Raw genomic sequence first — 24348 nt, 5'->3', positions numbered from 1 at the left:
AATCGTTTCTGGTACTACTACTTCGATCTGAACGTCGCCGCCCACGAGGACGCCCACCTCTGATCCAATGGCCCAGTATTTCACCAACGACCGCGTGCTCGAATGTCTCGAAGGGCGTCCGATCGGCGGCGGCGTCGGCCACCACGCGGACATCGGCCTCGCCGACGCCGACGTGACCGTCGAAACTCGATCAGCGTTCTTCGACGCGCTCAACTCATCGGCCGACGTGATCGGCATTCCGGGCACGGCCCAGATCGATCTTTCAGGCGAGGACCTCACGCTTTCGGGCCAGACGATCGTCTCGGATCGCGGTATCGACGGTTCACCCGGCGCCCTACTCTACACCACTGACCACGGCCACGACTCCCCGGCGTGGGACGGCGGGTCGAATGGCCGAGGATTGATCACGATGCGCGGCGGGTCGCGCATTAGCGGCGTGCGTCTCCGGGGGCCGTACCACGATTACTACGACGACCCCGAATATCCCGGCTACATCCCGCTCGATGCGGGCGATAGCTACCAGGAGCGCGAAGCGATGCGACAGGAACGCTACGCCCGTGGTCTCCGCATTCTGGCCGACGACGTCGAGGTCGACAACTGCGAGATCTACGGCTGGCCGGTGCAAGCCATCGCCATCGGCACCGCGTCGACGGTCGTCTCGCCGCACATCCATCACATCTACGGCCACGACTGTATGATGGTGGGTGCGGGCTACGTCATCGACGTGTTCAATGGCCACCCGACTATCGAGATGAGCTACTTCAATGCAATACGTCACGCAGTCAATGGTTTTGGCCACCCGACCTGCGAATATACGCTTCAGGATTCGGTTATCGGACCGACGACGCTCTCACACGCGGTCGATGTGCATACGTTGGCCGAAAACGGCTACGGAGACGATCTCACTGCCGGTGGTCGCGTCGAAGTGCGTCGCTGTACGTTCACGTTCACGCATGGTATCACGGGCAATCCAACACAGGCGATCGCGTTCCGTGGATATCCCGACGAGGAGTACGTGACCGAAAACTGCCGGTTCGCCCATGAGATCGACGGAGAGGAACCACCCGAGAACGTTTCGAACGACGGTGGCCTTGCGCCGTATCGTCAAGTGAACGTCCCACGTGGAGAGTGGCACGACTGGACGTTCCGGAACAACCAGTACGGGCTCGGCGAACCCCACGAACCAGGGGTCGGTGCACCGGTCAACCTTGACGACCCGATGGCCGGCAAGCCGCTCATCGACGAAGAGCGCCGTCGTGGTCTTCGAGTCGCCCTGAACTCCCTTGAATAACGGGAACAGCGATCCAGTTCTCGATAGGTGCGTGGCATATCAACGGTGTCTCTTCGGTTCATTACAGGTCTCCTCCCGATTCTAGCACGGTTCGGGTTTGGTACGGGGGGACAACGGAGTTCACGTAGCTATTTCCCGATCGATGTTTTCGTCACTATCAATGCCTGTCCAGGCGCCCTCACCGACGTCGATCGCACGGAGGATGGAACGAGGCGTCAGATACGGAATCGTGAGCGTCTTCGTCGTCGGGATCCGCCGGCGGGACCCAGGTGCCATCGTGAACGCCGTCCTCGCGTTCGTCGCCGCATCGTTGCCCGACGCCATCGAGCACTGGCACGACGTCGAGTTTCGACCGTGGCAGCGCGTGTACGCGTCGATCGCGATGCTTTTGCACGCGGTGGGAATGCTCGGTCCGTACGACGACATTTGGTGGTGGGATCACCTCACGCATACTTTCTCGGCGACGCTTCTCAGTGGGATCGTCTACACCGCGAGTCGCAACCGCGGTCGCGATCCGCAGGCGGACGTCATCGGCGCCGTCGTCGGTCTCGGCACGCTCTGGGAGCTCATGGAGTATCTCCTGCACGCGCTCGCCAACCGACTCGGGTTCGAACCCGTCCTCGTCGCCTACGGCCCGATCGATACCGCGCTCGATCTCGTCTTCGACCTCCTCGGTGCCGTTCTCGTCCTCGTGGTCGGTGATTCTGCCCTTGAGAACTTCCTCGAGAGCACGACACGATCCCCTTAGGCGGTCTCGACGTATCGGTTCGGGAGGTATCGTCGGATCGGGGTCGGCACGGCACCGACGAGTCGGTCCGCCAGCGACGGCAGGACACGCCGAACGGTAGCGTAGCCGACTGCAACCCCGAACGTCGCGATCACGACGGTTCGAAACGCACCCTCGAGCGCTACGAACAGCGGGACCGCGAGGCTCGCCGACAACAGCAGATCGCCGGGCGCCCCATCATACCGGATCCAGCGCTTCGGTGCAAGCCACCGTCCCTGGTAATGGTCGTACACCGCCCGTTCGGAGGTTTCGAGCCACGGCCGCAGCTCCAGGCCACCGCCGAAGACGTCCATGACCGAATGAACGCCGGCACCGAGAAGGAACGTCGCCATCCCGACCGTCGCAACCGACGGCGCGGCGATCGCGATGGCCAGCGCGAGGACGGCGAGCACGGGGTAGTAGCTCGGGTAATGCAGCGTTCGGCGGTGACCGGCGTACAGGTCGAGGTCGGGGAACACGCCCCCAAGGAAGCCCGCGACGAGTGCAACGCCCGTGAACTCGGGTGCGACCACGAGCAGCGGGCCCGCGAGCGCCAGTCCGATCAGGGCGTGAGTCGGCAGCATCATTGTGTTGTTCTACATCGGTCACACCGATATCAGGCTATCGACGCGTGGAACAGCGGTTCCGTTTACAACAGGACGTAGATCACACCGACCGCATACACCGAGAGGATGAGATAGCTCTCGGTTCCGATCCGGGCGCCGAGGGCCTCGGATTCCCGGCGGACGAACATGATCAGGAGGATACTGCTCATGAGGACGGTAATAACGGTGAGAAACGGGATTTCGACGGTCACGCCACCGTAGATCGGGCCGTCGCGATAGGCGAAGTCGGCGACCGCGATGATGAGCGTGTCGAAGACGTTGCCGCCGATGATGTCTCCGATCGCCAGCGCTACTGCGCCGCGTCTGACGGCCGAGACGGCCGTGACCAGCTCCGGTAGCGACGAGGCGATCGCCATCCCCGTCATCCCGACGAGCATCGGTGACGCGCCCGTCTCGTCGATCAGACCCTGGCCGCTGAACGAGATCAGCCAACCGGCACCACCGATGAGCGCGGCCAAGACCAAAAACCGGCCGACGAGCCGGCCAGTCAGCTTCACCTCCACGTCGTCTTCCTTGCCCGATACCTGCTTTCGGATCTCGGCTGTTAACCGCCGGGAGTACCACTTCGGTTCGATCTCGGAGGTCTGGATCATGCGAAACCCGGCGAAGACGGCAGTTATGAGCAGGTATGATACCGGATGGACGCCGAAGAGGACGAGCCCGGTAGGGGCCAACATCGCGAGCATGATGAGCGTCAGCAGGGAGATCAGGACCGCCAGTTGCATGAGGCTCGCCGCCATCTTTATCTCCCGACTCAGTGGGCCACGTCGCATCGCCGCGTCCGCGACGACGATGAAGACGGTCTGGGCGGCGATCCCGCCGATCGCGTTGCTCACCGATAGCGTCGCCTCCCCGCCGAGGGCGGCGTCGAACGAGATGATGACGCCGGGAAGCGACGTCGTCGCCCCCAGAAAGACCAACCCGCCGATCGTCTGTGCGATCCCGATGGCATCGGCGAGCTCCTCGGCGGCGCGGCTGAGCCGTGGCCCGATGAACAACACGACGGCGGCGCCGAACACGAACAGCGCGATCATGTCCCACATAATTTCGTCAGTTCTTCGATATAACGCCGAATTGAATTAGCTTGCGAAGCTAATCGGTCCAGATCACGACGTTCTCTGAACGATCACGGGCCCCTCACCCTCTCTGAGCCATCAGTCGTCCGTTACCGACCCGCTACTCGTTTCCCCGAAGCCGATCTCCGAGTCGGTGAGATCGCTCGTGCGCCACGTCCCCCGTTTGAACCAGAGGTAGGCGATGATCCCGCCGAGCACGTTCGAGATCGGGAACGCGATCCAGAGCCCGAGCGCCCCGAACGTACCCGCCGCGATCCACGCGACCGGCAGGCGAATGATTCCAAGGGTGAGAATCGAGACCGCCGCGGCGATCAGCGTCTGTCCGGCCCCCCGGAACCCACCGGTGTAGGCGCGCATCACGCCGATGAAGCCGAAACTCACCGCGGAGACCCGTAGGAACGTCGCGCTGTGTTCGATGACGGCCGGATCGTTCGTGAAGATCGAGGCGACCGGTCGCGCGGCGACCATGATGAGTACGCCGGCGACCGTCAGGATGGCGAGCAGCGCGCGGGCCCCGAAGTGGTTCGTCTCGGCTGCCCGGTCCTGCTTGCGTGCCCCGATGTTCTGGCCGGTCATCGTCTCGATGCCCTGGGAGACCGCCAGCGCCGGCAGGAAGATCACCGAGAAGATTCGCGTACCGATCCCGTAGGCGGCGACGACCGACTCGGGGAACGCGGCGATGACGAACAACAGCAGGTTGATCGACAGCGATCGGGCGGTTCCCTCGATCGAGGCGGGCACGCCGATATCGACCACCTTCCGGGCAAACGAGAGGTCGGGCACCATCTGGCCCAGGCGGATGCGCACGCCGCGATTCCCACGGAACATGATCGCGACCCCGACGAGGAAGGCCAGCGCCCGCGAGAACACCGTCGCGACGGCCGCTCCCTCGATGCCCGAGCCGGCGTAGCCGGTCAGTTCCAACAATCCGGTTTCTAGTCCGCCGAGGCCCAGCCAGGCGAAAAGCGGGTTCCCCTGGAAGCCGAATATCAACAGCGGATCGATCACGATGTTGAGCACGACCGACCCCGCCATCACGTACATCGGCGTGATCGTATCGCCGTAGCCACGCATCAGTGACATGAAGACGGCGAAGCCGAAGACGAACACCAGACCGACGGCGTACACCTGCATGTACTCGACGACCAGCGGCGCGATGTCGGGGCTCACGCCCAGTAGCGCCAGCGCCTCGTCGACGAAGCCGTAGCCGATCACGCCCAGAACGAGCGACGCGAGCACCGCGTACGCGATCGTCTGGGAGGCGGCGTACTCCGCGCGCCGCTCTTGGCCGGCACCCGTATACTGGGCGACGAGGACGCTTCCGGCCACCGAAAGCCCGAGCGCGAGCGAAATCATCAGGAACACCATCGGGAACGCGAAGCTGATCGCGGCCAGCGCGCTCGTGCTATACTGGCCGAGCCAGAACGTGTCCGCCAGGTTGTAGGCGGTCTGAAACAGGTTCATCACGACGATTGGCAAGGAGAGATAGAACAGCGGCTTGCCGATCCCACCCGAGGTGAGATCGAACTCGTCGGAGCTCTTGAACAGAGCGTTGACGGCTCGTCGGACGCCCATCAGCGGTTCACCCCGAGGACGCCTGATCGGTCGGTACGTCGATTACGATCCCGTCCGTTCGCCCCGCCCCGCCCGGTCCCGCAACTGGTAGCCCGCGACGGAGTCGGGCACGGAGCTCGTCCGCCTGCATTCCCCCGGACCGGACGCTTCCGCGGTTCACCCCTGGTACTTCTCCGGTAGAACGTGGCCGCGATATCCGCCTGCCGTTCGTCGCTCGTATCAGTCATTACTATACTTACTAACCAGTCAGTCAAAAACATTCTGATCGAGAGAGTGTAAGACATACTCGTACAGAAACCGTAGCTATAGCTCGAATTAGCACTCAACAGATCATCACTGAAGCTAACTGATGAGTCAAAACCGTTATCCGGTATGGGACCTATTCGTTCTCCAATGGCCGACTCACCGGACCGATCCGGCTCGGATCCCGACGAGGAGATCATGAGGGCGACCTACCGGGCGTTGCGCGAGCACGGGTACGCGGACCTCACGGTCAAACGGATCGCCGCGGAGTACGGCAAATCGACGGCCGCGATCCACTACCACTACGACACGAAGGACAACCTGCTGGCGACGTTTCTGGACTACATCCTCGGACGGTTCAAGGACAGCGTCCACGAGGTCGAGACCACGGACCCCGAGCGGCGACTGGAACTGCTGTTGGATCAACTCCTCGTCGAACTGGAGGACCACCGGGACCTGCTGGTGGCGATGCTCGAGATGCGAAGCCAGGCCCCCTACAAGGAGGCCTTCGGCGAACGCTTCCAGCAGAACGACGAGTACGTCTGCTACCTCCTTGAGACCGTGATCGCCCAGGGGATCGAGGCGGGCGTCTTCGCCGAGGTCGATCCCGACCACGTCGCCCGAGCGCTCATGACGATCGTCGACGGGGCCCGTACCCGCGAGGTCGTCCTCGGAGACGACGCCCTCGCCACCGCGCGCCGAACCGCCGAGGAGTACGTGCAGGCCGTCGTGATACGTGACGAATAGGGTGCCAATGCGGCGCCACTCGCCGGTTGATCGAAGCGGTACCCCTTTCATTTACCGATGACTGCGGCCATCCCGTTCTCGAGGGGAGTCCCTCGACTGACGCCGCCGACTGCACCTGCCCGGGCACACTGTTAATAGGTAGCACGGACAACGAGAGGTATCGGTGTCCTCTCATGTCGACGGAACTCCACCCCCAAGCGGAAGACCTGCTCCACGAGCTCTCGGAAGGCGGTGTCCCGCCGCTCTACCGTCAATCAACCACTCAGGCACGCGAGACGTACCTCGAGTTGACCGTCCCGACCGGGGGCCCGTCCGAACCCATCGAACAGGTCAGCGACAGAACTATTGATGGTCCGAACGGCCCGATCCCGATCCGCAGCTACGACCCCGGTGGAACCGAAGGGCCGCAAGCGACGCTCCTGTTCTTTCACGGCGGGGGCTGGGTCGTCGGCGACCTCGCGACCCACGACCTCGCCGCCCGCGCGCTGGCGAACGCCGCCAACTGTCTCGTCGTCGCCGTCGACTATCGTCGCGCGCCCGAGGCGCCGTTTCCCGCGCCGCTCGAGGACTGCTATGGTGCCCTCGACTGGCTCTCCGACGAGCCCGATCTCGGTTTCGAAACCGACGTTCGCGTCGATCCCGAGCGCCTCGCGGTCGGCGGCGACAGCGCCGGGGGAACGCTTGCGACGGCGGTCGCGCTGCTCGCGCGCGACCGCGATGGACCCGCAATCGCCCATCAGCTACTCGTCTATCCCGTGACCGACCACGCCTTCGAGACGGATTCGTATACCGAGAACGCCAGTGGCTACTTCATCACGCGCAGCGATATGGAGCGCTTCTGGGATGCGTATCTCGAAACCGAGTTCGACGGTGACCACCCCTACGTCTCCCCGCTTCGAGCACCCGATCTCACGGCATTGCCGCCGGCGACCGTCCTCACCTGTGGGTTCGACCCGCTTCGCGACGAGGGCCGGGCGTACGCCGACCGCCTCGAGGACGCCGGCGTTTCAGTGAACCGCCTCGAGTACCCCGACATGATCCACGGCTTTCTCACGATGCTCGCCGAGCCCGAGTGGGACCGCGCCCGCGAGGCGATCGACGCCCTCGCGGCCGACTTACACGCGGTCGGGAACTGACCGCAGAGTCCCTGTGTCAGTCGAGTCGAACGCGCTCGCCCGATTCGGCCGACTCGTAGACGCCTTCGAGCAGCTCGAGATCGGCGATTCCGACCCCGGCACCGGGCTCGGGATCGGTGCCGGTCAGCACCGCGTACCCGAAGTGATCGAACTCCTCCGTGACCTCGTCGACCGAGGGCCCAGTCACCGTCGCCTCCCAGTCCTCGCGCTCGACGGTGAGTTCGCGGTCGACGTTGAACCAGAACGCCGGGTCGATCCGAATCGTCCCCTCGGTGCCGTTGATCTCGACCCAGTCGTTGTACGCGCCGGTAAAACTTGTCGAACACGACGCCGTGACACCGTTCTCGAACCGGACCATGTAGTTGGCGCGCTCCTCGACGCCCTCGTCGAAGGCCTCGTGATCGGAGACGGTCTCGCCCTGGACGGAGACGGCCTCGCTATCGGCGAAGAAACGCGCGGCCGTCGCCGTGTAAACGCCCGCGTCCATCAGTGCACCGCCACCGGCGAGCTCGCGGTCGATGCGCCACTGATCGGGTCCGCCCATGTCCAGGACTGTAAAGGAGAACTGCGCGTGGACCTCGGTCACGTCGCCGATGACACCGTCGCGGACGAGTTCGCGGGCGCGCCGGAAGTCCGGCTCCATTCGGGGGCGGTAGGCGACCATGAGCGTGACGCCCGCCGCCTCGCAGACCTCCCGTAGACGCTCGGCGCGTTCGACGGACTTCTCCATTGGCTTCTCGGTGATGACGTCCTTTTCGAGTTCGGCCGCCGTCTCGACGTATTCGAGGTGGCGTCCGGTCGGCGTCGCGACGTATACCGCGTCGTAATCGTCGGCAGCCTCGCCCTCGTGGAACTCCTCGTAGGAGAGGACGTGCTCGGCGCCGGTGTCGGCGGCGACTCGTTCGCCCTTCTCCGGTGAGCCGGTAACCAGCACCGTCGTCTCGCAGCGCTCACTTTTCCCGATACCGGGAAGCGCCTGCTCGCGGGCGAACCAACCGAGGCCGACGACGGCGAGACGAACTGTCCCATCGGTCGATTCGTCCTGCCAGTCGCGACGCGTGAAGTCGTCGAGATAGGATCGCATCGCGAGGCCGTTGGGTCGTCCCGACGGAAAGGGTGACGCTCGCGGCGAGTCGGTTCCGGAGCACGGCCATTTATGACTGCGGAACTCGCGTCTGACCGACGACGTATCGCGTGGAGGATTGCCCTGTGATCCGTGGCCGGCTTCGGGGCGACGGTTACGCCTCAGGCGGCGAGAACGTGTGGGGTGGTCCGTTCGGCGCGATCGTCTGGCCGCTGACGAACGAGGCGGCGTCGCTCGCGAGGAATCGAACGGTATCGGCCACTTCGTGGGGCGTTCCGACCTGCCGTTCGACCGACTCGCGGTCGGGAATCTCGTCGAGATCGAAACTCTCGACGACGGGCGGCGAGGCGATGAATCCCGGCTCGACGGCGTTGACCCGAACGTCGCTGTCGGCCCACTCGCTGGCGAGCGTCCGGGTAAGCATCGAGACGCCGGCCTTCGCGGCGCTGTACGGTCCCATGCCGGCGACGCCGTAGCGCCCAGCCATGCTCGCGGTGTTGACGACCGAACCGCCGCCGTTCCGGAGTGCGTCGGCGAACGCCCGGGTGACGTTGAACGTGCCCGTGAGGTTCACTTCGAGGACGTCATCCCAGTCCTCCGGCTCGACCTCGTGGAGGGGGCCGCCGGCACCGGTGCCCCCGGCGTTGTTCACGAGAACGTCGACGCCGGAGGACGACGTCCCCCGAGCAGACGGGCTCTGATCATCGCCATCCCCAAATTCCTCGATCGTCGCTTGTGCGAGCACCTCGACCGACTCGCGATCGGTGACGTCGCACTCGACGGGCAGGACCTCGCCCGGCAGCCCGGTCCCGTTCAGTTCTTCGGCGACCGCGTCGACGTCGGACTGTGTCCGTGAACAGATCACGACGTCGGCCCCGTCGGCGACGAACGTCTCGGCGATGGCGCGTCCGATCCCGCTGGAGGCGCCGGTCACTACCGCCGTGGCGCCCGCGAGGCTCGTCCGTTCGCGAACCGACTCCGTCGTGGGCGGCTCGTCTCTGACTGGCATCGTCGGCTGTAACGGCGTCCGTCGGAAAAGGGGCGAGACCGCGGCGGGTACCGCTGGTTTACGACCCCGTTCCGCGGTTCCTACGCGCGAGTACTCCGCACCATCCACGACAATAGATAACACCCAACAGTTAATATTGATCGTTACGTTTTGCTTCGCGATGCCAAGCATAGATCTGGAGACGGAAGCGGGGCGTAAGGAGGCGCTACGACGAATGCTCACGATCCGTTGGTTCGACGAGACGGCGGGGGAGCGCTTCGCCGACGGCGAGATACCAGGGTTCGTTCACCTGTATATCGGCGAGGAGGCGGTGGGCGTAGGCGCGTGTGCCGCCTTGGAGGAGGACGACTACATTACGAGCACGCATCGGGGCCACGGCCACTGTATCGCAAAGGGGCTCGACCCGAAACCGATGATGGCCGAACTCTACGGCAAGCGCGACGGCTACTGCAATGGCAAGGGAGGCTCGATGCACATCGCCGACGTCGACGCCGGGATGCTCGGTGCCAACGGGATCGTCGGTGCCGGCCCGCCGCTCGGAACCGGTGCGGCGCTGACGATCGACCGGAAGGACGAGGATCGAGTCGCGCTCTCCTTCCTCGGCGATGGGGCCGTCGCCCAGGGACAGGTCCATTCGGCGGTGAATCTCGCGGCGACGTGGGACTTACCCGTGATCTTCTTGGTCGAGAACAACGGCTACGGCGAGGGAACGCCGGCCGACGAACAGCACAACGTCGAGAACCTGAGTGCGACCGCCGGTGCCTACAACATCCCTGGCATCACCGTCGACGGGATGGACGTCACCGCGGTCAACGAGGCCGTAAGCGAGGCGCGAAAACGCGCTCGCGACGGGAAGGGACCGACGTTCATCGAGGCCGAGACCTACCGGTTCCACGGCCATTTCGAGGGCGACGAGGAGCTCTACCGGGAGGACGACGAGGTCGAACGCTGGGAAGCCCGCGATCCGATCGATTCCTTCGCCGAGCGCCTGATGGACCGAGGTGAACTCACCGATGACGGTTTCGAGGAGCTGACCAAAGAGGCGAAATCGACCATCGAGGAGGCCCTCGAATACGCCTTGGATGCCGAGGAACCGACCCCACAGGAAGCCTACGACGATATGTTCGGCGCCGACGTGCCAGAGCTTACGCGCTTCGCTCAGCAGGTGCGTGCCGACGGTGGGCCCGATCACGACAACGGAGGTGAGCGCTGATGGCGAGCGCGGGACTCGAGGCCGAGCAGACCGAGACGATGACGGTCCGGGAGGCGATCCGCGAGACGCTCCGTGAAGAACTCGACCGCGACGAGGACGTCTTCCTCATGGGCGAGGACATCGCGACGATGGGCGGAGTGCTCGACGTGACCGGCGACCTCCACGAGCAGTTCGGAAAGGACCGCGTGCGGGATACTCCCATCGGCGAATCGGGGTTCATGGGTGCGGCAACCGGCGCGGCCGCGACCGGTTCGCGCCCGGTCGTCGAGCTCATGTTCTCCGATTTCATCGGGGTCGCGATGGAGCAGACGATGAACCAGATGGCGAAGATGCGCTACATGTTCGGCGGGAAGACCGAGATGCCCGTCACCGTCCGCACCACCGAGGGCGGGGGCATGGGCGCGGCGAGCCAGCACTCGGGGACCGTCCACGCCTGGATCGCCCACTTCCCCGGCCTGATGGCCGTCGCACCGGGCACGCCCGCGGCCGCGAAGGGCCTGCTGAAGTCGGCGATCCGTTCCGATGACCCCGTTTTCTTCTTCGAGAACAAGATGATCTACGAGCAGTCGGGCGAGGTGCCCACCGACGAGGAGTTCACCATCCCCTTGGGAGAGGCGAACGTCGAACGTGAGGGCTCGGACGTGACCGTCGTCGCGACTCAACGGCTCGTCGGCGAGTCGCTCTCGGTGGCCGATGATCTGGAGGGCGACACCGACGTCGAGGTGATCGACCTGCGATCGCTCTATCCCCTCGATACCGACACCATCGTCGAGAGCCTGAACAAGACTGGACGATTAGTCGTCGCCGACGAGAGTCCCCTTTCGTACGGTACGCACGCCGAGGTGGTGGCTCGAGCCGTCGAAAACGCCTTCTACAGTCTCGATGCGCCGATCCAGCGGGTAGGCGTGCCCGATACGCACATGCCGTTTAGCCCGCCGCTCGAAGGGGAGGTCCTCCCCGGAGGCGAAGAGGTCAGGGATGCCATCGAGCGGATCGTCTAGCGGTGGGCGATCGTATCGGACTGATCGTCAACCCCTCGGCTGGACGGGATATTCGGCGACTGACCGGCGGTGCGACGGTTGTCGACAACTACGCGAAGCGCCGGGTCGCCGAATGCGTTCTCGAAGGGCTGCAGGCCGTTTCGAACCCTCCCGAAGCGCTTTTGATGCCCGACACTGCCGGGATCGCCGCGAGCGCCGCCGAGGAAAGCCCCGACGTCGAGACTGCGTTGCTCGATCTCCCCATCGAGGGGACCGCCGCCGACACCCGCCGGGCCGCGGCGCGGTTTCGTGCGGAGACCGACGCGATCGTCGTCCTCGGCGGCGACGGGACGAGCCGCGACACCGCCCTCGAGTGCGGTGACGTCCCGCTGCTTTCGGTCTCGACGGGGACGAACAACGTCGTCCCGACCGCCATCGACGGCACGCTCGCCGGGGCGGCCGCCGCACTCATTGCGACCGGCGGAGTCGACGCCGAGGCGGTCACGACTCACCACGGCATGGTCGAAGCCCGGACTACATCGGACGAGCGCGTCACCGGGCTTGCCTCGGTCGAACTCTCGGACCGGACGTTTATCGGGACCCGTGCGATGATCGACCCAGCCGATCTGGCCGGCGGGATCGTCTCGCGGGCGAACCCGGCCGATATCGGCCTCAGTAGCGTTGCGGGCGCGTTCGGCTCGCTTGCACCCGACGATCCGGACGCGGTCGGACTTCGGCTCGCCGACGCCGAGACGGCCCCACAAACGGCGACTGCGGTTGTCGCTCCCGGTATGGTGGCCGACCTCGGCGTCGAGGAACGCCGACGACTCTCACCGGACGAGTCGATGACGGTCGACGTCACCGAGGGCGTGCTCGGGGCCGACGGCGAGCGCGAGCTCGAAGTCGTCGATGAGGTCGTCGCGTTTCGAGCGCTCGATTCGGGCCCGCGGCTCGTCTCCTTCGAGGCGTTCTTCGAAGAAACCGCCCAGTCCGGCTTGTTCGCCCATCGATGAGGACATCCTGAATCCGTCCGTCAGTTCAGAAAGCGCCCGTCGAGACGACGATCACTCGCGTTTCTCCCCCCTCTAGCCGAGCGGTCTGTGGGAACTATCCGATCTTATCGAACCCGTTCGCTGTAGGTTCGCAACACGAGTTCGGGTGTGTTGTCGATGTGTTCGAGAAGCGTCTCTAAGAACATCTCGGCGTCTCGATCACCGAGCACACGCGTATCGTACGCGAGCGACAGCGAGAGACATCGTTCGAGTGAAACGCCGTTTTCGGCCGGGATGGCCCGTCGGCGCGAGCTGTTCACGAGTAGACCGGCGACCGTCGGCGCCGTGAGCAGTGACTCGACTGGAGCGTCGATCTCTTCCTCGAGCCCGAGTGCGAACGTGGCGCGGCCGTCGGCCACGCCGCTCGCGATCGCCGTATCGACCGTCTCGTGACGAGCCTCGACGAGCTCTGCGAACGACAGTTCGCCGGCGTTCTCGATGACGGGCGTGAGCAGGTCGCCGTCGGATGTCGTCCCGATGGCGATGTCTTGTTGGGTGCGAAGCTGGTGGGTTTCGTCCTCGACCGTCGCGTTGAATTCGGGCCGATCACGTACCGTCGCCGAGACCGCCACCGTCAACACGTCCACCAGCGAGGGCTCGACGTCGAACGCCTGCCCCGCGAGATCGACCGCTTCGATAACCGTATCGGCCGCCTCGCCCTCGATAACGAGCGTCGCGGTTCGGTATCGACCCGACGGGGCGACTGCGTGTTCGTCTTTGGCGCCCGCAGCATCGATAGCTGCCGTCGGCGTCTCGGTCCCGTCGGCCGCCGTTTCGATGTCGTCCTCGGTGATCGCTCCCTGTGGACCCGACCCATCGACCGTCGTGAGATCGACCCCGAGCTCCTCGGCGCGATGTTTCGCCCGTGGAGAGGCCCTGACTTGTTCGGCAGTCGCCGCTGCGCTCGCTCCCGTGTCCTCGGTAGCCGCCGCTTCGACGTCGGCTTCGATGATCGCACCCTGTGGGCCGCTCCCCCCGATGTCGGCGAGCTTGACACCGAGCTCCTTTGCTCGACGTTCCGCCCGTGGGGAGGCCTTCACGTCCGCACTTTCGTCCGTCTCCGTGCGTGGTGTTGCGCTCGCAGCCTCTCCCGTATCGGTATTCGATGACGCCGTAGCGGTCGATGCCGACTTATCCACCTCGGTCGTGTCGGTTCCCTCCTCGTCGGTATCGAACTCGGCCTCCAACTCAGTGATGTCCTCGTCGGCGCCGGCGACGATCCCGATCGGCGTTCCCGGCGGAATCGAGTCGCCCTCCTCGAGCGCTCTGACTCGGAGGACGCCGTCCTCACGGGCCTCGATCTCGCCGATGCTCTTTTCCGATTCGATTTCGGCGATCACCTCGTCCTCCGTAACCGACTCTCCCTCGTCGATATACCACTCGAGCATCGTCCCTCGTTCCATCTCGAGTCCCAATTTCGGCATCTTGACAACATAACCCATGATAACACGCAACGAAGTCCGCCGATAAAACCTCTTTCCCCTCCCGAGTACTACTGGACTGCTGATCGAGGAGAGGTGGCCCCAAGGGTTCAGTATCGGACTGAATCGATCGCCCGCACGGCGAACGATCCATCCACATTTCAGTGAAATCACTGTCTAAACTAACAGAGACCCCTCCCGAGTCACTCTCTCTACTGCGGTCGAAATACCGGTCTAATATCTACTTATACGACCGTATAGACGTCCTCTCTCTGGATCGGACGGCAACTGTTACTAAATTCCTAAAACGAACGTCCTCCCGACCGATCGCGGGCTGAGAGGGATTTCTCGACGGTGATATTCCGCCTTTCTTCTCCACTACCGCCCGCGATCAATTCCTGCTGACATCCGTGTTCCCCGGTTCCATTTCATATCATATCCATTTACTTATCAGATTTTTAACTATCTGCTTCGAGACGGTGTATCGAGATATGAACCGTCGACGATTTATCGAACTCTCGGCGCTGGGTACGACCAGTGCCGCACTCGCGGGGTGTCTCGGGAGGCAGGAAACCGAACCGTCGGAGGAGAACGATACCGATGAGTCCGCCGGAGAAGAGGACGACGACAACAGCGATAGCGACCCCGAACCCGAGCCCGAAGGTGGCGACGGCGAACCCTTCTATCACTACGATCTCGACGTTCGCGACGAACGCGAGAACGGACAGCCGGTGTGGATCGACCACAACGAGCGCGTCTACGGTCGTGACGATCTCAGCGTGGTTGTGAGCGACGACTGGTGGAAAACAACTGAGGAACTGTACACGTTCGAGGACGAGGACGGTCGCGTCGAAAACGTCGTCGTGCCCGACAGCGGGGAGATCATCGTCGCCGTTGGCGGCCAGGAGTACGATGACGGTGGGCGCGTCTATCGGCTCACCGATGATCACACCGATCACGAACTCCTCTACCAGTTCGACTACGGGCGCGTCTCGAACAGCCTCAACCACGTTACGTACGAGGACATCGTACTTCTGGCGTGCTACGAACTCTCGGACTACGAGGAAGGATTGCACGGCAACGAGGTCATTCTCTCGACTGACGGCGGGAAGTCATTCAAGAAGATCCTCGAGCCCGAGGTCAACAGCACCGAGGCGGCGAACAACCACATTCACGACGTCGAATGGGACCCCTACGCCGAGCGGATCTGGGTCGCGATGGGAGATCACGGCAACTCGCAACTCTTCTGGAGCGACGACGTGGGCGAATCGTGGGAGACGGTCGACGAACGGGGCGCGATCACGATGGTCACGCAGGTCGCCGCCTTCAAGGACTGCGTGACGCTCGGGTCGGACGGGTCGCCCGAAGGGATCCTTCGGTGGGAGCGCGACGGTCCCGACGACGTCCCCGAACAGGCGAGCGACTTCGAACGGGTGCACGTCCAGATCAAGACCGATCCCGACGACGACACGATGGGGATGTACGCTCGGCGACGCTGGCACATCCGAGAGAACCTCGAGGAGGGGCGCGAACTCTGTCTCATGCCCTTCGGATATTCGCCGATGAACGACACCGCGGAGGATTCGGTCCTCCTCGCGAGCGTCGACGGCGACGAGTGGTACGAACTCCACCGCACCGAAACCCGCGAGATCCTGCTGACAAATGTTATGGGCCCGCTGTCGATGGATGGTGAGTGTCGAATGCTCCTCTCGGACAGCAACCAGGGCGAGGGCTATCAGATCGAGGGGACGGTTCCCCAGTTCTGGGACTGACACGATCGGGATTTTCCCCGCGGACGACGGCCAAGAATTGAGAGGATGGAATGGAACTTCCTTGCTACCGGGATCGATTTGGAGACGGGCAAAATACGAGTCCTGTCGGTACCGTTGACGATGCTGACGATGAATAGCGGCGGCTCAGCTAGGAGAGCAACGGTGCCTTCGTTTGAAAGCTGTCCTCCACCGAACGATTTATAGGGGATGTCGTGTCCGATGAACACGATGCGTCGGGATCGAAATACGCGGCGAGACCACCCGGTTCTCCTGGGAACCCCTGTCAGGAGCGAATGAGGAGCGCCTCCGAATCGGACGAGCGGATACGTGTGCTCCACGTTTGCAAACATTATCACCCGTTTACCGGCGGCGTCGAGAACGTAGTCAACCGTTTGGTCACCGGCATCGACGACGTTTCGTTCCGCGTGTTGACGGCGGTTCAACGCGGTCGGGGACGCGTCGACGAAGTGGACGGCGTGACCGTCGTTCGCGCCGGAAACCTCGGGAACATCAAATCGACGCCGCTGGTTCCGACGTTCCCGCTCCGCCTGCGCGAGCAACTCCGGTGGGCGGACCTCGTCCACTACCACCTCCCGTTCCCGGTCGGACCGGTGAGCCATCTGCTCGCCCGTACCGACACGCCGGTCGTGGCGACGTTTCACGACGACGTCATCGGCAAGGGCCCGGTCGTCTATCCCTACGAGCCGGTCCTCGATCGATTCCTCCGGAGTGCTCGTCGAGTGCTGGTCACGTCACCGAACATGCGCGATCAATGCTCTCGCATCGCGCCGTTCGCCGACAAGACGACGGTGATCCCGCTCGGCGTCGACACCGACGACACGCCGATCAGTCCTCGCCGACCGTCCGGACGGCGGGTGCTGTTCGTCGGGCGCCTCGTCCCGTTCAAGGGTGTCACCCACCTCGTCTCGGCGATGCGCGGGGTTGACGGAACGCTCACAGTCGTCGGAACGGGCCCCGAACGCGAGCGTCTCGAACGACAGGCTGCGGCCCAAGACGTCGCCGACACGGTGACGTTCGAGGGGTTCGTCTCCGACGACCGATTGGCCCACCTCTACGGCGAGTCGGACGTGTTCGTCCTTCCATCGGTGGAGGCCAACGAGTCGTTCGGAATCGTGCAACTCGAGGCGATGAGCCAGGGGCTTCCCGTGGTCAACACGGCGCTTCCAACGGGCGTCCCCTACGTCAGCGTCGACGGGAAAACGGGTCTGACGGTGGCTCCCGGTGATCCTCAGGCACTCGCCGACGCCATCGAGACGCTACTCGAGGACCGCGAGCGCTATGAGCGCTACTCCGTGAACGCACAGCGGCGGGTCCGCCGTGAGTTCAGCAGCGACCGGATGCTTCGCGAGACCGAACGGGTGTACCGTGAGGTCCTCGACGGCGGTCCGTGATCCGTAGGTATATGACTCACCCCCCGCAACCTCGGATCGAGGAATGCTCCTCGCGATCATCGCAGTCGTTCTCCTCTTCACGCTTCTCAGCCGACCGTACCCGGCCGTCTACCGGTACGCCGGCGCTCTCGCCCTCGCCGGACACCTGCTCTTTTCGGTCGTCGTCCTTCCGGTGCTTCCCTACGAGTGGGACATCGCGCTGTTTCACGAGAACGCCCTCCGCATTCTGGCCGGGAACCCGACCGGTCCCTTCTCGGCGGTCGATGCCTTCGCCACGTTCCAGGCGCTCGTGTATGCCGTCTTCGGCGCCGATACGACGACGCTCTCGATCGTCAACGGCCTTCTCGCCGTGTTGATCCCGCTTCCGGCGGCCGATATCGCTCGGCGGCTCTATCCCGAGACGGATCCGACGAACGGGCTTTTCGTCGTGTTGCTGTTCTTCCCGCTTCCCTTCCTGTTCGCCTCCCTCCCGATGCGAGACGCGCTATCGACGTTGCTCGCGATGTGGCTGCTCGCGATCGTGGTTCGCGCACTCGACGAGTGGGACTACTGGACGGGCCTGTCCGCCGTGCCCCTCTGGGGGGCGGTGTTGCTCCTCCGGGAGGAACTGGCCCTCCTCGCGGTGTTAGCGGCGCTCGTCGGTATCGGTGTCGTCTGCATCGAGGTGTTCACCCGCCGCGAGGTCACCCCACGATCGCTGCTCTTGGCGGCGGCTCCGGCCGGGATCGTTGGACTGGCCCTATTCGCGACCGTGTTCCCGGTCGACTCCCTCGATCGCCGCCTGCAGTACCGTGCGGTGGGTGGCGCCGCCTACCTCGAGGGGATGGAGTACGGATCGTGGCTCGACGTCGTATTGGCGGCCCCCATTCGGGCAGTGTACTTCCAGTTCGCGCCGTTTCCCTTCCACGTCAGCTCGACCTTCGATATGCTGGCGGTGCTCTCGTTGCCGGCCCTCGTCGTCGTCACGGCGACCGCCTTCGTCTCGATCCGGCGGACCGAGACGCGATACGTGGTGCTGGTGATGCTCGCGACGTTCTACGTCGCCGGTATCGTCGGCTACGGGCTCGTCGACGCCAATTTCGGCACGACGATCCGTCACCGGAGCATCTTCGTCTTCCTCCTCTGCATCTTCAGTGCGCCCGTACTCGAGACGTGGTACCGGTCCATCAGCCGTCGAATCGAATCAGCGTTCCGTCGCCGACCGCAGCACGGTAAACAGGAGGAGAACGCCGAGGAATTTGATGCCAACCCCCAGGCTCGAGACGAGCACCGACACGACGCTCGCCACTACGACCACCCCGACTAGCCCTTTCAGCACGCGCTCGTCGCTTAGCACCGAGACGACGACGCTGTCGACGGCCCAACGATAGACGCGCGAGTCGCGGATCGCCGTTACGATGTGCACACGCGGGGGAGGGATCGCAGTGCGAATAACTGTTTACGTTGTGCGTTGGACCTGCTGCTCGAAGAGCGCCTCGACGCGGTCGGTGACTGCCTCCCAGGTGTAGCCCGCGTTAGTGACGTAGGCTCGAGACGCCTCGCCCGCCGCCGCCCGCTCGGCCGGCGACAGCGCCTGCCAGGCGGTCATCCGTGCTGCCAGCTCCTCGGTGTCCCCGGGGGCGACCAGTAGGGGCTCCGGGATGTTCGGATCTCGCTCGAGATCGCCGAGGATCTCCGGCGTCGCGCCGGCGTTCGTGCCGATGACCGGCGTACCTGCCGCCAGCGCCTCCGGCGTGACGAGCCCGAACCCCTCCAGTTCTAGGGTCGGCAGGACGAACACGTCGGCCCCGGCGTACGTCGCTGCGAGCTCGTCCTCGGGTACGTAGCCGAGGAACGTCACGGCCGAATCGATCCCGAGGTGCTCCGAACGCGACTCCAGATCCTCGCGGAGCGGACCGCTCCCGCCGATATAGAGGTGCGCGTCCGGCGTCGTCTCGACGACCGATCCGAAGGCATCGAGCAGCGTCTCAAGCCCCATTCGCGGCGTCAGCCGGCGGACGGTGAGGAAGTTCGGCCCCGTCGTGGAGAAGGCGTTCGTTTCCGTGGCTGCTCCGGGCCGGAAGCGTGTCGTATCGGCCCCACCGGGAATGATCGTGCTCGGCGGGGCCTCGGGATGGAACCGTTCGAGACGCTCGTCCATGAACTCGCTGAGCACGACGACGACCCCGCTGTGGGCGATGTTTCGTGCCTCGATCCGGTGTCGCATACGTCGGTTGAGCCAGTGCCACGGTGCCGACGCCGGGGTTGACGACGCCCGCTGGTCGTATTCGACGGCCCACAGCCCGTGTAGCGTGTACGTTCTGGGAACCGTAGCGTCGATCGCTCGGTCGACGCCGAACGAACTCAACGCCCCGTGACCACTCAGGAGGTCTACCGGTTTCGCCGCCTCGACGGCCGCGACGTGCTGGGCGATCTCGCGCAGCGTCAGGGGAAGACGGGGGATCGACGCCCGGTATCGGCGCACGTCCATTCCGGCGACGGTCTCCCGTGTCGGCGTCTCGCCCCGTCGCCTCGTGAGGACGGAGACGCGGTGGCCCCGATCTGCGAGCCGACGCCCGACCTCGTAGTTGTACCGGCCCGAACCCGTCGCCTCGGGGTCGGGAAAGAGGTTGTTCGTCGCCAGCAACACGTGCATACGACCCCGATCGTGGGCACGAGTTAGTATCTTCCCCTTCAACGAAAGGCTAAACTCGGTGCTCGGTCGATCCCGAACCGAATGGAGACGCGCTCACGGTTGCGCCGCGCGCTGCACAACCCGGTGTTGTTCCTGCGCGGCATCAACCGGCTGTTCTACCGTCGCCTCGGGACTCGGGAGTACAATCCCGACGGCATCGACGTCTTCGCGGCGGACTGGGACACGCTGATCCTCCTCGATGCCTGTCGCTACGATATGTTCGAGCGCTGTGCGGACCTCCCGGGACGGCTCGAACGCCGCCGCTCGCGGGGATCGACGACCGTGGAGTTCCTTCAGGCGAACGTCGCCGGCCGTGATCTCAGCGACACCGTGTACGTGACGGCCAACCCCCAACTCTACCAGCATCGGGCGTCGATACGGCCCGCGTTCCACGAAGTCGTCGACGTCTGGCGCGAGGACGGCTGGGACGAGGACCATGGAACCGTTCTCCCCGGGACCCTCACGGCGTACGCCCGGCAAGCGGTGGAGCGACACCCCAACAAACGACTCGTCGTGCACTACATGCAGCCACACTACCCCTTCTTGGGGTCGGACGCCGGGTTCGATAAGGGCCATCTCGACGGGACCGGCGTCGAGGCCGAAAACGTCTGGAACCGTCTCCTGCAGGGGACGCTCGACCTCGACCGGAGCGAAATATGGCGCCTCTACGACGAAAACCTCGAACGCGTGCTCCCGTCGGTCGAGGAGCTCCTGACCGAACTCGACGGAAAGACCGTCGTGACAGCCGATCACGGGAACATGATCGGCGAACGGGCGTTTCCCGTCCCGTTTCGCGAGTGGGGCCACCCCCGGGGGATCTACACGGACGAGCTCGTCGACGTTCCGTGGCTCGTTTCGGAGTCCGGACCACGGCGGCGGATAACCCGAGGCACCGTCGAGGAGCGGGCGGGAACCGTCGAGGAGAACGTCGTGACCGATCGCCTACGAAACCTCGGATACGCGGAATGACCGGCACACTGGCTCAGGGGAGATGTCACTGACGATCGCCTTCGTTCACCCGAGCTACCCCCAAAGCGAGGGGACGGGTGCGACTCACAGTGCCTCGCGCATCGTCTTCGAACTGGCCGAGCGGGGCCACGAGGTCACCGTCTACTGTCGCGAGCGACCGCCCGAGGGTGCCGACGCCGATGTCGGTGACGGGGTTTCCGTTCGCCCGCTCGACCCGTCGGGGTACCCCTACCACACCGGGTTTCAGTTGAACGACGCGCTGTGCGAACGGGCCGGGGAGCTCGGTGACTACGACGTCGTCCACAGCTACGTCATGAACGCCATGCCGGCGCTGGGGAGAGCCGTAGCCGACACGGGCGTGGCGACCGTCGTGACGCTCAACGCCTATGGCGCGATCTGTCCGAAAAACGACCTCCGGTATCTGGACCGGAACGCGTGTACCGCAAACGGGCTCGCCAAATGCACCGCGTGTTCGATCGCCACCAGCGGCGGTCACGACGAGTACAGCGCGTCCTACCGTGCGGCGAGCAGAATGGGGTATCTGGAACTGATACGGCGAGGCGAGGCGGTGGCCGACCGTATCGACGGCTACCACGCGCTCTCACCGCACCTCCGGGAGACGTACGCGGAGTTCGGGTTTCCCCGAGAACGGCTCACAGTGATCCCGAACCTCGCCGATGAACGGTTCGACAGACGCCACGGGAGCGACTTCACGGAGCCGTACGAGCTGCTGTACGTGGGCTCCCTCGACGAACACAAGGGCGTCGAGCGCCTGCTCCCGGTTCTGTCGTCGCTCCGTCGCCGTTCGGCGGTCGATTTCCGCCTGACGGTCGTCGGGGACGGGGGACTGCGATCGGAGCTGAAACGACGGGCCGAGGACGAGGGCGTCGCGTCCGCGGTCTCGTTCACCGGGTGGCTCCCCAACGAGGATCTCCCGGCCGTCTTCGCTTCCCACGACCTCTTCGTCTATCCGGGCCAGTGGGACGAGCCGTTCGGCCGGGTGTTTCTCGAGGCGCTCGCGACCGGCACGCCGGTCGTCGCAAGCGACGTCGGGAGCGTGGCGACGATCGTCGGCGACGGGGGACGAACCACGGACGGGTCGGTCGAAGGGTTCGTGGACGTCATCACCGGCGCGGTCCAAGACGGGGTCCTGCCCGAACTGTCCGTTCGAGCGCGAGAGCGGATCAAGGAGTACCGAGCCGACGTCGTCATCCCCCAGTTCGAGGCCCTCTACGAGCAGTGTCTCAGCCGCTGACGGTCCTCGCCCCGGCGTGCTCTGGACCCTTCGCCGGACGGACCATTAGCCCTCCGTCTGGATCGCATAGAGGTCGGCGTACGTCCCGTCGTTCTCGACCAACTCGCTGTGATCACCCGCTTCCGCTATTCGACCCTCCTCGAGCGTGTAGATCCGATCCGCGTTCTTCACCGTCGAGAGTCGGTGTGCGATCGTGACGACGATGTAGTCGTGGTCCATCGTCTCGATGGCTCGCTGGACCTCGCGTTCGAGATTGGAGTCGAGATCGCTCGTCGCCTCGTCCAGTATCAGTACGTCGGCGTCGTCGAGCAACGCTCTGGCGAGCGCGACGCGCTGTTTCTGGCCGCCAGAGAGGCGAACGCCCTCGTCACCGACGTACGTTTCGTACCCGTTCGGGAGGTCGTCGAGGAACTCGTCGACACGGGCGACCGCACAGATCCTGTCGAGTTCCTTCCGGGAGACGTTCCGGTTACCGATCGTGAGGTTGTACCGGAGCGTGTCGTTGAACACGTAGGGGTCCTGTCGGACGACCGCGATGTGTTCGCGCCACTCGTCGATGTCCATCCCGTGAATGGAGGTCCCGTTCGCCCGGATCTCTCCGCCGGTCGGCTCGTACATCCGTGAGAGCAACGACACGATCGTGGACTTCCCCGCGCCCGACTGGCCGATGAACGCGATGGATTCGCCCTTCCGGGCCTCGAAGTCGATCCCACGCAGGACCGGGGTTTCCCCGTCATAGGAAAACTCGACGCCGTCGGCGGTGAGCGAGTCGACCGTCTTCGGGACCGGGTGAGTGCTGATCGAGGGCTCGGTGTGTCGAGCCAACTCGGCGGTGAACGCCTGCGTGCGGACGAGATGCGGGAGGTCGTTCTCGATCTGGTACACCAACTCGTTGGCGCGACTGGCCTTCGGGCCGAGCCGGAACATCGCGAAGAGGAACAGTCCGAGATAACTCAGGCTCAACTCGACGAGGGTCAGGGAGAGATAGATGAGTCCGAAGACCGAGACGGCGACGACGAACTGATAGAAGTTGGATATCAACGCCTCGTTGCGACGCAGCGTGATCCGGGCGTCCGTGTACTGCTCGACCGCCCGCCGGAAGTCGGCGTAGAGTTCGTCGCCGATGCCGAAGATACGGATGTCCCGCATCCCTTGTGTCCCCGCTTGTGCCGCTTCTTGGCGCCGTTCGTTCGCGTCCGCGACAGACTCCCCGACGTCGTAGCCCGACTCTACCATGCTGCGTGAGAGGTACGTCGCGCCCCCGAGTGCCACGGCGGTAACGACGGTGAGTACCGGCGAGATGACCAACGCGATGGCTCCGTACGCGACGGCGAGCAGCGACTGTTCGAAGAAGAGCACCAAGCTCTCGATTACCCGCCCGGCGTAGAACGTCTGTGTGATGATCGCGTTCAGCACGTCGTCGGAGCCCTCCTCATCGAAGTACGAGATCTTCGCGTCGAAGGCGTTCGAGAACGCCTCCGTCTGGAGGTCTCGGATGTAGTAGGTGCGTAACGCCTCCCGGAACCACGCCACGAAGAAACTCGCGGTGAATCTGACGCTCATGACGAGTACCACGCCCGCCACCGCCGTTCCGAGGGTCAACGGCACGCCCACCGTGCGGTACACGGCAACGAAGACGCCCGCGATCCCGTCCGTGGCGGTTCCGCCCTCGGACTGGACCAACTCGATGATGGGAAGGATGAAGCTCAGTCCGACCCCCTCTAGCGTCGCGGCGAGCACGCCGAGCGCGATGATCCCGCCCGTAAGCCGTGGATTGTACCTGAGGACGCTCGTCATCGCGTCGATCTTTTCCCGTCTCGAAGCAGGCGGTGAGTCGGAGGTTGACATGGATTAGGGGAACCTAAATCGTTTGGAGGATACTATGGGCCATGCATAAACGCATTCATTTACGAAAGGTCTTAATCGGGATCGCTAAACCACTCCAACGATCGGCCCGAAAAACCAACACCGTACTCGCTCCGCGTGCTCCGTGACGGTGACCATGGCTCCGATCGACGACGCGCTCGTCCCGGTCGACGTTGCCCCG

21 protein-coding genes are annotated in these 24348 nt (G+C 64.4%); 12 read left to right on the top strand and 9 right to left on the bottom strand.

Going from position 1 to position 24348, the window contains the following annotated elements:
• Positions 1 to 67 precede the first annotated feature (67 nt).
• Positions 68 to 1291, top strand: coding sequence for a hypothetical protein (locus EAO80_RS07670; RefSeq protein WP_122089329.1), 1224 nt, complete (start codon positions 68 to 70; stop codon positions 1289 to 1291).
• 202 nt (positions 1292 to 1493) lie between these two features.
• Positions 1494 to 2039, top strand: a complete 546-nt coding sequence (locus tag EAO80_RS07665; RefSeq protein ID WP_245998523.1) for a hypothetical protein — start codon at positions 1494 to 1496, stop codon at positions 2037 to 2039.
• Here the strand turns inward: EAO80_RS07665 and EAO80_RS07660 are convergent.
• The 4 genes from EAO80_RS07660 to EAO80_RS20605 all read right to left on the bottom strand — a co-directional run bounded on the left by EAO80_RS07660 (position 2036) and on the right by EAO80_RS20605 (position 5464).
• Positions 2036 to 2644 (bottom strand): metal-dependent hydrolase, encoded by a 609-nt coding sequence (locus tag EAO80_RS07660; protein WP_122089327.1) that lies wholly within the window; start codon positions 2642 to 2644, stop codon positions 2036 to 2038. The two genes, EAO80_RS07665 and EAO80_RS07660, sit on opposite strands and share 4 nt — an antisense overlap.
• Positions 2645 to 2706: 62 nt before the next feature.
• Positions 2707 to 3726, bottom strand: a complete 1020-nt coding sequence (locus tag EAO80_RS07655) for a sodium:calcium antiporter (RefSeq protein ID WP_122089326.1) — start codon at positions 3724 to 3726, stop codon at positions 2707 to 2709.
• Between the two features lie 111 nt (positions 3727 to 3837).
• On the bottom strand, positions 3838 to 5334 hold the full coding sequence (locus tag EAO80_RS07650) for an MATE family efflux transporter (RefSeq protein ID WP_122089325.1): 1497 nt from the start codon (positions 5332 to 5334) through the stop codon (positions 3838 to 3840).
• 7 nt (positions 5335 to 5341) lie between these two features.
• Entirely contained in the window at positions 5342 to 5464 is a 123-nt protein-coding gene (locus tag EAO80_RS20605) for a hypothetical protein (protein WP_281273016.1), read from the bottom strand.
• Positions 5465 to 5727: 263 nt separating this feature from the next.
• On the opposite strand from EAO80_RS20605, the gene EAO80_RS07640 reads away from it, so the two are divergent.
• Together EAO80_RS07640 and EAO80_RS07635 are read left to right on the top strand one after the other, a co-directional pair.
• Positions 5728 to 6324: a TetR/AcrR family transcriptional regulator gene (locus EAO80_RS07640; protein WP_122089324.1), complete on the top strand. Its 597-nt coding sequence runs from the start codon at positions 5728 to 5730 to the stop codon at positions 6322 to 6324.
• Between the two features lie 173 nt (positions 6325 to 6497).
• Complete coding sequence (locus EAO80_RS07635) at positions 6498 to 7460, top strand: alpha/beta hydrolase (protein ID WP_122089323.1); 963 nt, start codon at positions 6498 to 6500, stop codon at positions 7458 to 7460.
• A 16-nt stretch (positions 7461 to 7476) separates the two neighbouring features.
• On the opposite strand, the gene gfo6 is transcribed toward EAO80_RS07635, so the two are convergent.
• Complete coding sequence (gene gfo6 / locus EAO80_RS07630; protein ID WP_122089322.1) at positions 7477 to 8544, bottom strand: D-xylose 1-dehydrogenase Gfo6; 1068 nt, start codon at positions 8542 to 8544, stop codon at positions 7477 to 7479.
• Positions 8545 to 8698: 154 nt separating this feature from the next.
• Positions 8699 to 9553, bottom strand: a complete 855-nt coding sequence (locus tag EAO80_RS07625) for an SDR family NAD(P)-dependent oxidoreductase (protein ID WP_122089321.1) — start codon at positions 9551 to 9553, stop codon at positions 8699 to 8701.
• Positions 9554 to 9713: 160 nt separating this feature from the next.
• On the opposite strand from EAO80_RS07625, the gene EAO80_RS07620 reads away from it, so the two are divergent.
• From EAO80_RS07620 to EAO80_RS07610, 3 genes are read left to right on the top strand one after another with little or no spacing between them, the layout of a single operon-like run.
• Entirely contained in the window at positions 9714 to 10766 is a 1053-nt protein-coding gene (locus tag EAO80_RS07620; RefSeq protein ID WP_122089320.1) for a thiamine pyrophosphate-dependent dehydrogenase E1 component subunit alpha, read from the top strand.
• Positions 10766 to 11767, top strand: a complete 1002-nt coding sequence (locus tag EAO80_RS07615; RefSeq protein ID WP_122089319.1) for an alpha-ketoacid dehydrogenase subunit beta — start codon at positions 10766 to 10768, stop codon at positions 11765 to 11767. Before EAO80_RS07620 ends, EAO80_RS07615 begins: the two co-directional genes overlap by 1 nt.
• 2 nt (positions 11768 to 11769) lie before the next feature.
• Complete coding sequence (locus tag EAO80_RS07610; RefSeq protein WP_122089318.1) at positions 11770 to 12759, top strand: NAD(+)/NADH kinase; 990 nt, start codon at positions 11770 to 11772, stop codon at positions 12757 to 12759.
• Between the two features lie 104 nt (positions 12760 to 12863).
• Here the strand turns inward: EAO80_RS07610 and EAO80_RS07605 are convergent, their stop codons facing one another.
• The gene (locus EAO80_RS07605; RefSeq protein ID WP_122089317.1) at positions 12864 to 14240 is read right to left on the bottom strand and encodes an E3 binding domain-containing protein; all 1377 of its coding nucleotides are present in this window, start codon (positions 14238 to 14240) and stop codon (positions 12864 to 12866) included.
• Positions 14241 to 14710: 470 nt separating this feature from the next.
• Between EAO80_RS07605 and EAO80_RS07600 the strand changes: the two genes are divergently transcribed.
• The 3 genes from EAO80_RS07600 (at position 14711) to EAO80_RS07590 (ending at position 18709) form a co-directional block, all read left to right on the top strand.
• Positions 14711 to 15991, top strand: a complete 1281-nt coding sequence (locus EAO80_RS07600; RefSeq protein WP_122089316.1) for a beta propeller repeat protein — start codon at positions 14711 to 14713, stop codon at positions 15989 to 15991.
• A 293-nt stretch (positions 15992 to 16284) separates the two neighbouring features.
• Entirely contained in the window at positions 16285 to 17403 is a 1119-nt protein-coding gene (locus EAO80_RS07595; RefSeq protein ID WP_122089315.1) for a glycosyltransferase, read from the top strand.
• Between the two features lie 43 nt (positions 17404 to 17446).
• On the top strand, positions 17447 to 18709 hold the full coding sequence (locus EAO80_RS07590; RefSeq protein ID WP_122089314.1) for a hypothetical protein: 1263 nt from the start codon (positions 17447 to 17449) through the stop codon (positions 18707 to 18709).
• Positions 18710 to 18841: 132 nt separating this feature from the next.
• Here the strand turns inward: EAO80_RS07590 and EAO80_RS07585 are convergent, their stop codons facing one another.
• Positions 18842 to 20038: a glycosyltransferase family 4 protein gene (locus EAO80_RS07585; RefSeq protein WP_122089313.1), complete on the bottom strand. Its 1197-nt coding sequence runs from the start codon at positions 20036 to 20038 to the stop codon at positions 18842 to 18844.
• An 81-nt stretch (positions 20039 to 20119) separates the two neighbouring features.
• Here EAO80_RS07585 and EAO80_RS07580 point away from each other — a divergent pair, with 81 nt between their 5' ends.
• Positions 20120 to 21046, top strand: a complete 927-nt coding sequence (locus EAO80_RS07580; protein ID WP_122089312.1) for an alkaline phosphatase family protein — start codon at positions 20120 to 20122, stop codon at positions 21044 to 21046.
• Between the two features lie 22 nt (positions 21047 to 21068).
• Positions 21069 to 22301, top strand: a complete 1233-nt coding sequence (locus EAO80_RS19595; protein WP_162993919.1) for a glycosyltransferase family 4 protein — start codon at positions 21069 to 21071, stop codon at positions 22299 to 22301.
• Between the two features lie 45 nt (positions 22302 to 22346).
• On the opposite strand, the gene EAO80_RS07570 is transcribed toward EAO80_RS19595, so the two are convergent.
• Entirely contained in the window at positions 22347 to 24149 is a 1803-nt protein-coding gene (locus tag EAO80_RS07570; RefSeq protein WP_122089311.1) for an ABC transporter ATP-binding protein, read from the bottom strand.
• Positions 24150 to 24348 lie beyond the last annotated feature (199 nt).

The sequence above is a fragment of the Halalkalicoccus subterraneus genome, from assembly GCF_003697815.1.
Lineage (GTDB): Archaea > Halobacteriota > Halobacteria > Halobacteriales > Halalkalicoccaceae > Halalkalicoccus > Halalkalicoccus subterraneus.
The sequence above is the reverse complement of the archived record's forward strand: the minus strand, read 5'-3'. Positions and strand labels throughout refer to the sequence as shown.

What these genes read in the sequence shown, in the direction of transcription:
- EAO80_RS07590 (WP_122089314.1), top strand. Translation starts at nt 17,447, where the DNA reads ATGCTCCTCGCGATCATCGCAGTCGTTCTCCTCTTCACGCTTCTCAGC.
- EAO80_RS07640 (WP_122089324.1), top strand. Translation starts at nt 5,728, where the DNA reads ATGGCCGACTCACCGGACCGATCCGGCTCGGATCCCGACGAGGAGATC.
- EAO80_RS07625 (WP_122089321.1), bottom strand. Translation starts at nt 9,553, where the DNA reads ATGCCAGTCAGAGACGAGCCGCCCACGACGGAGTCGGTTCGCGAACGG.
- EAO80_RS07605 (WP_122089317.1), bottom strand. Translation starts at nt 14,240, where the DNA reads ATGGGTTATGTTGTCAAGATGCCGAAATTGGGACTCGAGATGGAACGA.
- EAO80_RS07580 (WP_122089312.1), top strand. Translation starts at nt 20,120, where the DNA reads ATGGAGACGCGCTCACGGTTGCGCCGCGCGCTGCACAACCCGGTGTTG.
- EAO80_RS07615 (WP_122089319.1), top strand. Translation starts at nt 10,766, where the DNA reads ATGGCGAGCGCGGGACTCGAGGCCGAGCAGACCGAGACGATGACGGTC.
- EAO80_RS07570 (WP_122089311.1), bottom strand. Translation starts at nt 24,149, where the DNA reads ATGTCAACCTCCGACTCACCGCCTGCTTCGAGACGGGAAAAGATCGAC.
- EAO80_RS07655 (WP_122089326.1), bottom strand. Translation starts at nt 3,726, where the DNA reads ATGTGGGACATGATCGCGCTGTTCGTGTTCGGCGCCGCCGTCGTGTTG.
- gfo6 (WP_122089322.1), bottom strand. Translation starts at nt 8,544, where the DNA reads ATGCGATCCTATCTCGACGACTTCACGCGTCGCGACTGGCAGGACGAA.
- EAO80_RS19595 (WP_162993919.1), top strand. Translation starts at nt 21,069, where the DNA reads ATGTCACTGACGATCGCCTTCGTTCACCCGAGCTACCCCCAAAGCGAG.
- EAO80_RS20605 (WP_281273016.1), bottom strand. Translation starts at nt 5,464, where the DNA reads ATGCAGGCGGACGAGCTCCGTGCCCGACTCCGTCGCGGGCTACCAGTT.
- EAO80_RS07620 (WP_122089320.1), top strand. Translation starts at nt 9,714, where the DNA reads ATGCCAAGCATAGATCTGGAGACGGAAGCGGGGCGTAAGGAGGCGCTA.
- EAO80_RS07665 (WP_245998523.1), top strand. Translation starts at nt 1,494, where the DNA reads ATGGAACGAGGCGTCAGATACGGAATCGTGAGCGTCTTCGTCGTCGGG.
- EAO80_RS07600 (WP_122089316.1), top strand. Translation starts at nt 14,711, where the DNA reads ATGAACCGTCGACGATTTATCGAACTCTCGGCGCTGGGTACGACCAGT.
- EAO80_RS07670 (WP_122089329.1), top strand. Translation starts at nt 68, where the DNA reads ATGGCCCAGTATTTCACCAACGACCGCGTGCTCGAATGTCTCGAAGGG.
- EAO80_RS07650 (WP_122089325.1), bottom strand. Translation starts at nt 5,334, where the DNA reads ATGGGCGTCCGACGAGCCGTCAACGCTCTGTTCAAGAGCTCCGACGAG.
- EAO80_RS07595 (WP_122089315.1), top strand. Translation starts at nt 16,285, where the DNA reads ATGAGGAGCGCCTCCGAATCGGACGAGCGGATACGTGTGCTCCACGTT.
- EAO80_RS07660 (WP_122089327.1), bottom strand. Translation starts at nt 2,644, where the DNA reads ATGATGCTGCCGACTCACGCCCTGATCGGACTGGCGCTCGCGGGCCCG.
- EAO80_RS07585 (WP_122089313.1), bottom strand. Translation starts at nt 20,038, where the DNA reads ATGCACGTGTTGCTGGCGACGAACAACCTCTTTCCCGACCCCGAGGCG.
- EAO80_RS07635 (WP_122089323.1), top strand. Translation starts at nt 6,498, where the DNA reads ATGTCGACGGAACTCCACCCCCAAGCGGAAGACCTGCTCCACGAGCTC.